Source organism: Natrialba sp. PRR66 (assembly GCF_034808065.1).
GTDB lineage: Archaea > Halobacteriota > Halobacteria > Halobacteriales > Natrialbaceae > Natrialba > Natrialba aegyptia.
The window spans coordinates 1-269 of sequence record NZ_JAXHGN010000119.1 but is presented as its reverse complement, the minus strand read 5'-3'; the positions used below and the strand labels follow the sequence as shown (position 1 = coordinate 269).

The window sequence follows — 269 nt, the reverse complement described above, 5'->3', positions numbered from 1 at the left end:
CGTGGATCGACGAGGTGCTTGCCGTGCTCGGGTTCGGGAGCCAATCGGAGACCACCGTCCCCGGCGGCGGCGGGTACAACGACCGGTTGCTCTTCGAGTCAGAATCGGCGCGCCGCGACGCAGCGAAGCAAGCACTCGACGCAGACGACACCGTCATCTACAACCGCGCAATCGCAGTCCTCGAAGCCAAACAGTGGGACGCGGATTTCACGAAGCGATTCGACGAACACCGCTCCTATCGCGACGCCTCCCACCAGATCAAGTACTAC

The 269-nt window shown here is 62.8% G+C and carries 1 pseudogene; it reads left to right on the top strand.

Going from position 1 to position 269, the window contains the following annotated elements:
* A pseudogene (locus SM755_RS23700) lies at positions 1-269 on the top strand (hypothetical protein); the annotation flags it as partial.